The 11536-nt window shown below is 70.3% G+C and carries 10 protein-coding genes and 1 pseudogene; 6 read left to right on the forward strand and 5 right to left on the reverse strand.

The window, feature by feature from the left end; translation table 11 throughout:
• Positions 1-5 precede the first annotated feature (5 nt).
• Genes ITP53_RS36145 through ITP53_RS36155 form a run of 3 tightly spaced genes read left to right on the forward strand, consistent with a single transcriptional unit; the run spans position 6 to position 3319 of the window.
• The gene (locus ITP53_RS36145) at positions 6-1343 is read left to right on the forward strand and encodes an MFS transporter (protein WP_207756905.1); all 1338 of its coding nucleotides are present in this window, start codon (positions 6-8) and stop codon (positions 1341-1343) included.
• 9 nt (positions 1344-1352) lie between these two features.
• Positions 1353-2528, forward strand: coding sequence for a CaiB/BaiF CoA transferase family protein (locus ITP53_RS36150; protein ID WP_195899960.1), 1176 nt, complete (start codon positions 1353-1355; stop codon positions 2526-2528).
• Positions 2525-3319 (forward strand): enoyl-CoA hydratase/isomerase family protein, encoded by a 795-nt coding sequence (locus ITP53_RS36155; protein WP_195899961.1) that lies wholly within the window; start codon positions 2525-2527, stop codon positions 3317-3319. Before ITP53_RS36150 ends, ITP53_RS36155 begins: the two co-directional genes overlap by 4 nt.
• A 20-nt stretch (positions 3320-3339) precedes the next feature.
• On the opposite strand, the gene ITP53_RS61390 is transcribed toward ITP53_RS36155, so the two are convergent.
• Complete coding sequence (locus ITP53_RS61390; RefSeq protein ID WP_195899962.1) at positions 3340-4053, reverse strand: GbsR/MarR family transcriptional regulator; 714 nt, start codon at positions 4051-4053, stop codon at positions 3340-3342.
• A 229-nt stretch (positions 4054-4282) separates the two neighbouring features.
• Between ITP53_RS61390 and ITP53_RS36165 the strand changes: the two genes are divergently transcribed.
• The 3 genes and pseudogenes from ITP53_RS36165 to ITP53_RS36175 all read left to right on the forward strand — a co-directional run bounded on the left by ITP53_RS36165 (position 4283) and on the right by ITP53_RS36175 (position 6566).
• Positions 4283-5110 carry an oxidoreductase gene (locus ITP53_RS36165; protein ID WP_195899963.1) on the forward strand — a complete coding sequence of 276 codons (828 nt, stop codon included), beginning with the start codon at positions 4283-4285 and terminating at the stop codon, positions 5108-5110.
• A gap of 49 nt (positions 5111-5159) precedes the next feature.
• A pseudogene (locus tag ITP53_RS36170) lies at positions 5160-5579 on the forward strand (ATP-binding cassette domain-containing protein); the annotation flags it as partial.
• 231 nt (positions 5580-5810) lie between these two features.
• A complete protein-coding gene (locus ITP53_RS36175; protein ID WP_195899964.1) occupies positions 5811-6566 on the forward strand; it encodes an SDR family oxidoreductase in 756 nt (251 codons plus the stop codon).
• 427 nt (positions 6567-6993) lie between these two features.
• On the opposite strand, the gene ITP53_RS36180 is transcribed toward ITP53_RS36175, so the two are convergent.
• From ITP53_RS36180 to ITP53_RS36195, 4 genes are all read right to left on the reverse strand, one after another.
• A complete protein-coding gene (locus tag ITP53_RS36180) occupies positions 6994-7452 on the reverse strand; it encodes a hypothetical protein (RefSeq protein WP_195899965.1) in 459 nt (152 codons plus the stop codon).
• A gap of 158 nt (positions 7453-7610) precedes the next feature.
• A complete protein-coding gene (locus ITP53_RS36185; RefSeq protein WP_195899966.1) occupies positions 7611-9155 on the reverse strand; it encodes a sulfatase-like hydrolase/transferase in 1545 nt (514 codons plus the stop codon).
• Positions 9152-10459: an MFS transporter gene (locus ITP53_RS36190; RefSeq protein ID WP_195899967.1), complete on the reverse strand. Its 1308-nt coding sequence runs from the start codon at positions 10457-10459 to the stop codon at positions 9152-9154. The genes ITP53_RS36185 and ITP53_RS36190 overlap by 4 nt, the downstream gene beginning before the upstream one ends.
• Before the next feature lie 91 nt (positions 10460-10550).
• The coding region (locus tag ITP53_RS36195) for a LacI family DNA-binding transcriptional regulator (RefSeq protein WP_207756906.1) at positions 10551-11536 on the reverse strand (986 nt) is incomplete at its 5' end.

Consider the following 11536-nt stretch of genomic DNA (forward strand, 5'->3'; position numbering starts at 1 on the left):
ATCAGATGACTGAGACAGGTGCTGCCCGTCCGGTCGCGTCCGTGCGGGAGCGGGGATTCCGCTTCCGCTGGGGCGTGCTGTCCATGAACTTCCTCGTACTGGGGCTCAACTACGCCGACCGGGCGGCGATCGGGGTGGCCGCGCCGGTCATCATCGCCGAGTACGGCTTCAGCATGACCACCTGGGGCTGGATCTCGGCGGTGTTCTTCGTGGGATATGCCCCGTTCTGCTTCGTGGGCGGTTATACCTCGGACAGGTTCGGGCCGCGCAAGGTGATGGCGTGGGCGATCGCCTGGTGGTCGCTGTTCACGGCCCTCACGGCGGCGGGGTTCAGCGCCGTCAGCTTCATGATCATCCGGTTCTTGTTCGGCTTCGGTGAAGGGCCGCAGGCCTCGGTCACGGCCAAGACGATGTCCAACTGGTTCCCGCAGCGACAGCTCGGCACGGCGCTGGGGCTGTCGCAGGCGTCCACCCCGCTCGGCGGGGCGGTGGGCACGCCGATCGTGGTGGCGCTGATGGCCGCGTTCGACGGCAACTGGCGGGCCCCGTTCATCGTTCTCGGCGGGGTCGGCGTGTTCTTCGCCGTCGGCTGGTGGGTCGTCGTACGAGACAAGCCGTCGGCGCACCCCCGGGTCGGCCAGGCCGAGGCCGAGGAGATGGCCGCCGACGAGCGTGAGCAGGACACGACCCGCCTCGGGAACGGTGCCGGCGAGGACGACGCGCCGCTGCTGAGCTACCTGCGCCGGCCGCTGGTGCTGACCACGGCACTGAGCTACCTCGGCTACTCCTGGGTCCTCTACACCTTCCTCACCTGGTTCCCTGTGTTCCTCACCGAAGCGCACGGCGTCAAGCTGGAAGAGCTCGCGGTCGCCGGCGCGCTGCCGTGGGTGGCCGGCTTCTTCGGCCTCGCGCTGGGGGGTGTCTTCACCGACACCCTCGGGCGGCGGCTCGGCCTGTTCGCCGCCCGCAAGTGGACCATCGTGATCGGGCTGATCGTGGTGGCGCTCGCGTTCACCCCGGTCGGAGTGGTCGACTCCACCGGCGCGGCGGTCGCGCTGATGGGCGCCGTGGTGTTCGTGCTCTACATCGTCGGCGCCCAGTTCTTCGCGCTCATCGGCCCGGCCATCCCCAAGGCACGGTTCGGGTCGGTCTCCGGCTTCGTCCACTTCATCGCCAACCTGTCCGGCATCTTCGCCCCGGTCGTCGTGGGCTTCCTGGTCGAGGACACCAAGTCCTGGGTGCTCGCCTTCGGGGTCTCGGCGCTGATCGCCGGCGTCCCCGCCGTGCTGCTGGCGCTGTTCGGCCGTGCGGAGCGCCTGGCACCCAGCGCGACCAGAAACTAGGAGGACTCCATGCCTGAAGCACTCGAAGGAATCCGCATCCTCGACTTCACCCAGATGATGCTCGGGCCGTACGGCACGCAGCTCCTGGCCGATCTCGGCGCCGACGTCATCAAGGTGGAACGGATCGGCGGCGAATGGGAACGCGGCCTGCCCATGATGGGAGACCTGGTGGCCGGCGACTCGGCCGCCTTCCTCGCCATGAACCGCAACAAGCGCTCGATCGCGGTGGACCTGAAGGCTCCCGCCGTACGTGAGGCCCTGCTCAAGCTGGCCGGGACCTGCGACGTGGTGGTGGAGAACTTCCGGCCCGGCGTGCTGGACCGGCTGGGGCTCGGCTACGAGGATTTCAAGGCCGTGAAACCGGACATCGTCTACTGTTCAGGCTCCGGCTGGGGTCAGGACACGGTGTTCGCCAAGCAGCACCGTCCCGGCCAGGACCTGCTCATCCAGGCGATGTCCGGCCTGGCCGCGGCGGGCGGCCGCGCCGGTGACCCGCCCACCCCTGCGGGCACGTCCATCGTCGACGCGTCCACGGCGCTGTGCCTGGCCAACGGCATCCTCGCCGCCCTTCTCGCGCGCGCCAGGCACGGCATGGGCCAGCGCGTCGAGGTCGACCTGTATTCCACGGCGATCTCCCTGCAGTGCCAGGAGATCTCCGCGATGGTCAACCAGGGCCAGGACTGGGAACGCTCGCGCGCCGGCATCGGGCAGGCGTGGCTGTCGGCCCCCTTCGGCGTCTACCGCGCCGCCGACGGCTGGCTCGCGCTGGCCATGGCCCCGGTCGACAGGGTCGCCGCGCTCCTCGGGGCCGACGGCCTCGACTCCCTCGATCCGTGGGCCGACCGCGACGAGATCAAGGAGCGGCTGGAGCCGATCACCGCCACCAAGCCGGTGGCCGAGCTGATCGATCTCCTCCTGCCGCAGGGCATCTGGTGCGCGCCGGTGCGGAGCACCCGCGAGGCCGTGGACGAGCTGCGCGAGCAGGGCCATGACCTGATCGTCGAGGTCGAGCATCCGCGCGCGGGCCGGCTTGAGCTCATCGGCTGCCCGGTACGGCTGTCGGAGACGCCGTGGCGGCTGCGCCACGCGCCGCCGGTCGCCGGCGAGCACACCGACGAGGTGCTCGGCGAGGTTCTCTCCGCGGGCGAGATCGCCGCCCTGCGACGGGAGAAGGTCGCCCAGTGAGCGGGGCACAGCGGGTCCACCGGCATCTCGTCGAGACGCGTGAGGGCGCCGTCGCGGTGCTCCGCGTCGACCGCGAAGAAGCCCTGGGCGCGCTGTCGAAGAGCATGGTCGGCGCGCTCGGTGAGTACCTCCGCGAGCTGCGCGGCCGTACCGACGTACGGGTGCTGGTCCTCACCGGCACCGGCCGCGGCTTCATCGCCGGCGCCGACATCGGCGAGTACCACAACGTGGACCTGGCCGCCTTCGACGCCTACCAGCGGCTGTCCCGCTCGGTGTTCGAGGAGCTGGAGCAGCTCCCGCAGCCCGTCATCGCCGCGGTCAACGGCTACGCGCTCGGCGGCGGCTTCGAGGTGGCCCTGTGCTGCGACCTCATCATCGCCTCCGAGCGCGCCCGCTTCGGCCTGCCGGAGGTCAAGCTGGGTCTGCTGCCCGGCGGCGGCGGCACCCAGCGTCTCTCCCGCGCGATCGGCACGCGGGCGACCAAGGAACTGGTGATGACCGGCCGCACCATGAAGGCGGAGGAGGCCGACCGCCTTCGCCTCCTGTGTCGCGTCGTACCTGCCGACGACCTCCTGCCGACGGCCCTGGAGCTGGCCCAGGAGCTCGCCGCGCGGGCGCCCCTCGCCGTCCGCGAGGCCAAGCGCCTGATCGACGACGGCATCCAGCAGTCCCTCGGCGCCGCGCTCACCACCGAACAATCCGTCCTGTCGCGGCTGTTCGGCACGGCGGACGCCGCCGAAGGCATCGACGCCTTCATCGCCAAACGCGAACCACGCTTCCACGCCCGCTGACAGATCCGCTTTCGGCGCGGTCAGCGCGTGTCGTCCCCGGCGCTGGAGAAGGTCTGCCGGTAGTGTTCGGCGGCTTGGGCCATGTCGGAGCTGAGGAGCTGGAAGAACCGGCTCGCGGTCCGGAGCCGGGTGCCGGCCGGGGTTCCCGCGCCGAGGACCTCGACTCCTTCCCGAACGGAATCGGCCCACAGCATCATCGACCGGGTGCCCACCAACCACGCCTGGTACCAGACGTCGTCGTCGATGCGGTACCGCTCACGCCGGTTGTCACGTTCGCGTTTGACGAGCTCCAGTTGGTCGAGCGCGCCGACGGCTTTGGAGATCGACGCCGGGCTGACCCGCAGCCGCTCGACCAGCTCGGCGACGGTCATGTCGCCGCTGTCGCTGGTGAGCAGGCAGATCAGCACCTTGGCCGCCATCGGCGGCCAGCCCCCTGACATCAGGCCGGTGAGTTTCTGCTCGTATTCCCGCACCGCCTGAGGGTCACGCCCGCCGGCGTCCACGATGGCCGGGCTGCTCAGTGGCGGCTTGGGCCGGCGCCGGGCGCGCCATTCCGTCGCCTGCTGCGCGCGGGCGGCGCGGTAGCCGTACGGGCCGCCGTTGCGGGCGATCTCGCGGCCGATGGTCGACCTGGGCCGCCCCAGGCGGCGGGCGATCTCCGCATAGGCGAGCCCTTCCGCCAGCCCTTCGGCGATCTTGCGGTGGTCGACGTACGTCAGGTGGCCTCCCGGCATCTCACCCCTCCCGTCATGCAAAGTATGTCGGCGAACGTGGTTGGTTGCGACACAAGGCAGACGGTTGTTGCGTTTGCCAGCAAGGTTGTTGCGCCAATCAACACTGCCTGAACTGCGGCGATACCGTTCACAGTTTGCCGATTCCTTGAACACGCTCGTAGCTTTCTCTGTGTGTGAACGATCGGCCACGTCCTTCCGCCGACCCGGCGTTCCTCAAGGAGACCCTGGCATGGCTGCCAAGATATGCCTCGTAACCGGCGCCTCATCCGGCATCGGCCACGCCACCGCACTCGAGCTCCTGCGCGGCGGCCACATCGTGTACGGCGCCGCGCGGCGGGAGCACAGAATGGCCGCGATCCGCGAAGCGGGTGGTCACACCCTGCCGATGGACGCGACCAAGGAAGAAGATCGCCGGCGGGCCGTCCGTACCGTCCTGAACGAACACCAGCGGATCGACGTCCTGGTGAACAACGCGGGGACCGTGCTCCACGGCGCGGTCGGGGACACGCCCCTGGCGATGGCGCGCGACGAGTTCGAGATCAACCTGCTCGCACCGGCCCGGCTGATCCAGCTGGTCCTGCCGGGGATGCGACAGCGGCGCTCTGGCACGATCGTCAACGTGTCCTCGATCGCGGGCGAGATCGCCCTGCCGCTCGGAGCCTGGTACTACGCCTCCAAACACGCCCTGGAGGCGTTCTCCGACACCCTCCGAATGGAGACCGGACAGTTCGGCATCGACGTCGTCGTCGTCCAGCCCGGCATCATCAGGACCGATTTCGAGGCCGGGACCGCCCGGCAGCTGAGAGAGATCTCGGGAAACGGGGCCTACCGGGAGATGGCCGAGGCCATGGCACGCGCGGCCGAGGTGTCGGTGAGCGAGAGCGACCAGGCCTCCGACCCCGGCGTCGTCGCGACGGCGATCAGGAAGGCCATCGAGTCGGACCGGCCGGAAACCCGCTACGTCATGGGCCTGCACGCCGAAGCCCTCCTCGACCTCAAGAGGTCCCTCCCTGACCGCGAATTCGACGCGCGGATAGTCGGTCCGCTCAGTCGATGAGATCGCGGGTCGACTCCTCGCCATGCTCGAAAAGATTTCGGAGAAACCCATGACCCCTGCCATAGTCACTTCCGGGCTCGTCAAGGCGTTCGGGCCCGCTCGCGCCCTCGACGGGCTCGATCTCACCGTGGGCACCGGAGAGGTGCACGGCTTCCTCGGCCCCAACGGCGCGGGAAAGAGCACCACCATCCGCATCCTGCTGGGTCTGATGCGGGCCACCTCCGGCAGCGCCAGGTTACTGGGCGGCGACCCCTGGGCCGACGCCGTCGCGTTGCACCGGCGGCTCGCCTACGTGCCTGGCGACGTGGAGCTGTGGCCCAACCTCACCGGCGGCGAGGTCATCGACGTGCTCGGCCGGCTGCGGGGCGGGCTCGACGACAGACGCCGCGACGAGTTGGTCGAGCGGTTCGAGCTGGATCCGAAGAAGAAGGCGCGTACCTACTCCAAGGGCAACCGCCAGAAGGTCGCCCCCCGCTACGGGGTGAAAAGTGCAACAGCTCGCGGCGAGCCACCACAAGCATCATGAGGGCCTTCTCGAGCGAGGGCCCCGCCTGGCGGTCTCACGGGATGCCGTCCAGACCTTGATCGTTGATCAGCGTCCGAGAAGAATTTCGCGACGGCTGTCACAAGTCTGGAGGCTGTCCTGTCTTAGCTGGCGACCGGTTGGCAGCAGGTGCCCCGGCGGGCAGGAGGGGTTGACATGAAGATCGTGGTAATCGGTGGGACCGGTCTGATCGGGTCGAAGCTGGTGGCGAAGCTGACGGAGCACGGTCACGAGGCGGTGGCGGCGTCGCCGAAGACCGGCGTGAACACTCTCACCGGCGAGGGGCTCGCCGAGGTGCTGGCGGGCGCGCAGGTGGTGGTCGACGTGTCGAACTCCCCGTCGTTCGAGAGGGCCGCGGTGCTGGAGTTCTTCGAGACCTCCACCCGCAATCTGCTGGCGGCGGAGACGGCGGCGGGTGTCGGTCACCACGTCGCGGTGTCGATCGTGGGCACCGAGCGGATGCCGGAGAACGGCTACTTCGCGGCGAAGATCGCCCAGGAAAAGCTGATCGAGAAGTCGTCGATTCCGTTCTCGCTCGTGCACGCGACGCAGTTCTTCGAGTTCGTTCGCGGCATCGCGGACGAGGCCACGAACGAAGGCAAGGTGCGGATCGCGCCCGTACGCTTCCAGCCCATCGCGGGCGACGATGTCGCCCAGGCGGTCGGCCGGGTCGCCGTGGGGACGCCGCTGAACGGCCGGGTCGAGGTGGCCGGGCCCGAGCAGTCCCGGATGGACGAGTTCTTCCGCGACGCGCTCGCGGCCTGGGGCGACCCGCGCGAGGTGGTCACCGACCCGCAGGCGCGTTACTTCGGCAGTGTGCCTGGCGAGCGGACGCTGGTGCCCGGTGACGGCGCCACCCTCGGCCAGATCCGCTACCGCGACTGGCTCGACCGCACCGCCACCGGAAAGTAGACCGCCGGGTCCGAGATCCTCGAGCAGATCGACCAGCCCCACGCGCCGCCGCTGTCCTGGTCGCGACGCGCCGAGCAGGTCGCCGCGGTCATCGCGACCCGTCACCGGGCAGACCCCGCCTACGCGCCGGCCGCTCACCAGGGTGAGCGCTTCAGGACCGAGGTGGAACCGACCCTGGCCGAAGGCCGAGGAACCCGGAAGGGCCCGGCAATGGCGTGTCCGGGTCGATGGATGAGCCCGCTCACCGTGTAACCGGCCGCCCCCACGTGGTCGGTTACACGGTGAGCCAGGAGAGACCGTCCGAAGCGGGCCCCGCGCGGGATGCGCGGGCCGCGCCGGGCGGCCGGTGTCACGCTGGAGGGCTCAGTCCAGCACGACGATCCTCCGGTACGGAGGCCACAGGACCTCCGTGCCGGCGGTTCTCGGCTCAGTCGCCGTGCCTGGAGTGACCCTTGCCGTGGTCGTGATGGTCGCCATGACCGTGGTCGTGGCCGTAGCCGTGGTCACCGCGGTGGTGCGGACGGTGAGCGTCACCGCGCAGATCCTTGCCACCGAGATGGTGATGCCAGGCGTAGGAGGCCGACACGACCTTCCACTTGTGGTCATTCCACCGGTAGAGGCGGTGCCCGTCGAACCGGTAGCGCGCCCCGTTGCCAGAGGTGTACCAGTCGTCTCGGCCGCTGTAGCGGTACCACCACCGCTCGCCATCCCAACGCCGGGCAGCAGAGATGTTCTGCGCCGCCTGATGGCTGATCGCGACGGTTGCCACTTGGCCGGCACGCTCAGTCGTGGCCGCCGAGGCGGCTCCGGTGGCGGCGAAGACCACGCCGCCCGTGACGGCCAGGGTGGCGGCCGCGGTGGCCAGACGCCTGGTGATGTTGTTCATGATGATGTGCCCCCTTGACACACACGCTGCGCTGGTGGCTCCAGACGACTAGCGTGGTTTTTGTGTTACATCGGGGTTAACTCGGCACACATCACCTTTAGTCCTATTCATCCCATGATGTGACAATCGTCATGAATGTCCGGATGCTGGAATTCCGATCAGGGCGCGGGCTGCGCGTACGGGGCCAGGTAGTTGCGCGGATCGCGCTTCGTCCGGTAGCCGCCGGGCACCTCCGGCAGTGGGTCCTCGGCCCGCATCTGCCAGACGGCGAGCTGTGCCAGCAGCGCCGTCCGCGCCTCCGCGGCCGACGGATCCGCCCAGCGGTTCACCAGCTCCAGCGGGTCGGAGCGAAGGTCGTGCAGGCGGAAGTCACCGGTGACCCCGGCGTGCAGGGTCCAGTCGCCGCTGCGGACCATACGCCGGCGGCCGCCCTGGGTGACGGCGTTCAACTCGTCGAAGCGGGCGGCGCCGCCGGGGCCGTCGAGGAACAGGCCCGGCATCGGCGACGGCACGTCCTCCTGCTCGTACGGCAGGCCGCCCATGCCCTGCTCCACGTACACACCGGCGAACTCCGCGGCCGGGTACGGCTCCCCGGTGAGCAGCGGCCACAGGCTGCGGCCCTGCACGCCCGCCGGCAGGGGCAGACCGATCGCCTCGCAGACGGTCGGCATGAGATCGGCAAGCGAGACATGCGCGGCGGACGCGGTGGACGCAGGGGATGCGGTGGGCTGCCCGGATCCCCCTGGCGGCACCCGGTCGCCGGTCACCACCAGGGGGATCCGGGCGAGGATGTTCGAGATCTCCGCGCCCTTGCGCACCAGGCCGTACTCGCCGACGTAGTCGCCGTGGTCGGCCGTCACCGCGAGGACCCGCTCGCGGCGCGCGTGCCGGCGTTCGAGCCCGTCGTGCAGCCGCCGCACCTGGTCGTCGATCAGGCGCAGCATGCCGAAGTAGTTGGCCCTGGACCGGTCGATGAGCTGCGCGTAGTCCTCGAAGGCGCGCTCGCCGAGCCGCCGCAGGTACCGCCACGCGAACGGCAGCTCCTCCAGCGTGTCCGCGCCGGCACGCACGGGCGGCAGCGACTCCGGCGGGAACATCGAGAAGTACGGCTCAGGCACCTGGTACGGATTGTGCGGCTCGGGAAAGGACACGACCGCCAGCAGCGGCTGGTCCTCCGGCACGGACGCGACCCAGGCCAGGGTCTCGTCCACGATGCGGTACGGGTTCTGCACCTCGACGGGGAAGTCCGTCGCCCGCTCAGCCGTCCGGTGCCGCAGACCGGTCAGCCAGCTCTCGAACTCCGCCTCCACCGGATCCGACGAGCCGGCCGCGCGACCGCCGTGCATGTAGTCGCTGAAGCGGTCGGCGTCCGCCGCCCGCAGGTAGGTGTGGTTCTTGCCGATGAGCGCGGTCGCGTACCCGGCCGCCCGCGCGACCCCGAACAGGTCGTCGTCGAAGACCGCCCGGCCGGCGGCGGGGTTCTGCGTCACCCGGTGCGCGCTCGGGAAGCGCCCGGTCATGAGGCTGGTCCGCGCCGGGCAGCACAGCGGCGACGTCGTGTACGCCTTGTCGAACCACACCCCCTCCCCGGCCAGCGAGTCCAGGAACGGCGTCGTGTCGAGCGGGAACCCCTCCCGCGCGCACGCGTCGGCCCGATGCTGGTCGGTCAGGACGATGACGACGTCGGGACGTGCGTACTTCATCTCACTCCTTGTGCATGGTAAACCGGGCTCCCGGCCTCCGTCTGGGGGCGCATGGCGGCGGCGCAGAGCGCGCTGAGCGCGCAGACCCCGAAGATCGCCGCGGCGAGCGGCCAGGGGTTGCCGTGCGAGGCGATGAGGATCGCCGCGGCGGCCGGCGGCGTCAGGCCGCCGATGATCGAGCTGATCTGGTACACGCACGACACCGCGGTGTAGCGCACCTCCGTGGGGAACACGTCGGCGAGGAACGCGCTCTGGACGGCGAACTGCGTGCTGTTGCAGAGCTTGAAGAGCGTGATGCCCAGCACCATGAGGGGCAGCGCCTTCGTGTCCATCAGCCCGAACAGCGGGAACGTCGCCACGGCCGTGGCCACCAGCCCCCACACGAACAGCCGTTTGCGGCCGATCACGTCACCGAAACGGCCCATCCACAGCATCAGCGGGATCGACAGCACGTTCGGCAGGATGTTATTGATCAAGCTGATGTCGTTGGACATCTGCAGGTACGTCACCGTGTACGCGATCACCACAGCTCCGGCGACGTTGCCCGACACGGCGTCGGCGCTGCGGGCGCCCAGGCCGAGCAGCAGCGGCCGCCAGTGATGGCGGACCAGGGCCAGCAGCGGGGCCCGCTCCACCCTGCGCTCGCGCCTGGCCTGGTCGAAGTCGCCGGTCTCGGTCAGTCGCAGGCGCACCACCATCGCGTACACCAGCAGGATCCCGCTGAGCAGGAACGGCACCCGCCACACCCACGCGGCGTACTGCTCGTCCGAGGTGAGGGTGTTGCACAGCAGCACGACGACGCTGCCGAGCATCCCACCGGCCGGGTTGCCGATCTGTGGGATCGCGCCGAAGAAGCCGCGCCGCCCCTGCGGCACCGACTCGATCGTGGCCAGCGCCGCGCCGGCGTACTCGCCGCCCAGGCCGATGCCCTGGAGCATGCGCATGATGAGCAGGAGCACCGGCGCCGCAGGGCCGAGCGTGGCGTAGCCGGGCAGCAGGCCGATCAGGATGGTCGGCACGCCCATGATCAGCATGGTCAGGACGAGCAGTTTCTTGCGGCCGACGCGATCGCCGAAGTGGCCGAACACGATGCCGCCGACCGGGCGGGTGACGAAGCCCACCGCAGTCGTGGTCAGGGCGAGCAGGGAGCCGACCGCGGCGTCGCTGCCGGGGAAGAACACCTGGTTGAAGACGAGGGCCGCGGTGGTGCCGTAGAGGCTGAAGTCGTACCACTCGAAGGCCGAGCCCATGAAGCTGGCCAGGACGACGCGGCGGGCGGCTTTGGGTAGACGGGGCGTGGACAATCGCACCTCCGATGGCGCAGGGGGATTTGCATCGGTTACGGTAACCGTTGCAAAGAGGGCGGGAGCGTTCCTCCTTCATCTCGCGGGGTGATCAGCCCGTCGGGCGTGTGGACTCGCGTTCCACGACCGTGAACGGGACGTCGTAGTGGCGCGGCGGCCCGGTTTCGCCGGCGATCCGCTCCAGCAGCCAGGCGTGCGCGCGCTCGGCCATGTCGCGCACGTCCGCCTCCACGGTCGACAGGCTCGGCCATGAGTACGCGGACTCGGCCGCACGACCGATGCCGATGACCTCGACGTCCGCCGGCACGGCGAGGGAGCGGTCGCGCAACGCGTGCAGGGCGCCGAACGCCAGAGCGTCGCCCAGCGCGACCAGCCCGTCGAACGGGACGCCACCGGCGGCGAGCGAATCCACCGCGGCGTAGCCGGCGGCGCGGGTCAGGGCGTTCGCGGCCACCCGCAGCCCTGCCTTCGCGGCCTCGGCGGCCCCGGCGGCCCCGGCGGGTGGCAGGTGCGGGCTCAGCAGTTCCTCGGTGCCGAGGATGGCGACGCGTTCGCGCCCGTGCGAGCGCAGCAGCGCCACGGCCGACTCCGTCATCGCCGCGCTGTCCGCCACGACCTGGTCGAACGGCAGCCGCAGCGGTCGCGTGCCGAGCAACACGACCGGCGCACCCGCGACCGCGCCCCCCGCCTGTTCGCCCAGGGCGACCAGCGCCAGGATCGCGCCGTCGGCCACACCTGAGTCGTTGCGCAGGATCTCCAGCTCGCGTTCCGGGTCGCCGCCGGTCGGCTCCAGCGCCACCACCCTGCCGCCGCTCTCCGCGACCTCGATGACGGCGGCGGCCAGCGCGGCGTGCAGGCCGGACGCGAGCCGGGGCAACGCCAGGGTCAGTACGCCGGTGCTCTCGGAGTTGAGCCGCCGCGCGGCCGGGTTCGGCTGGTAGCCGAGCTCCTCGATGGTGGCCATGACGCGGCGGCGGGTGCTCTCGCGTACCTGGCCGATGCCGTTGACCACCTCGGACACGGTCTTGGTCGACACCCCGGCGGCCTCGGCCACATCCCGCATCCGCGCCACCCGCC

Origin of the sequence: Nonomuraea cypriaca (genome assembly GCF_015645445.1) — a bacterium.
GTDB classification, from domain to species: Bacteria; Actinomycetota; Actinomycetes; order Streptosporangiales; family Streptosporangiaceae; genus Nonomuraea; species Nonomuraea cypriaca.

Bases quoted from the DNA above. Each gene is read 5' to 3' on its own strand.
- ITP53_RS36180 (WP_195899965.1), bottom strand. From the start codon at position 7,452: ATGAACAACATCACCAGGCGTCTGGCCACCGCGGCCGCCACCCTGGCC.
- ITP53_RS36175 (WP_195899964.1), top strand. From the start codon at position 5,811: ATGAAGATCGTGGTAATCGGTGGGACCGGTCTGATCGGGTCGAAGCTG.
- ITP53_RS36145 (WP_207756905.1), top strand. From the start codon at position 6: ATGACTGAGACAGGTGCTGCCCGTCCGGTCGCGTCCGTGCGGGAGCGG.
- ITP53_RS36185 (WP_195899966.1), bottom strand. From the start codon at position 9,155: ATGAAGTACGCACGTCCCGACGTCGTCATCGTCCTGACCGACCAGCAT.
- ITP53_RS36165 (WP_195899963.1), top strand. From the start codon at position 4,283: ATGGCTGCCAAGATATGCCTCGTAACCGGCGCCTCATCCGGCATCGGC.
- ITP53_RS61390 (WP_195899962.1), bottom strand. From the start codon at position 4,053: ATGCCGGGAGGCCACCTGACGTACGTCGACCACCGCAAGATCGCCGAA.
- ITP53_RS36150 (WP_195899960.1), top strand. From the start codon at position 1,353: ATGCCTGAAGCACTCGAAGGAATCCGCATCCTCGACTTCACCCAGATG.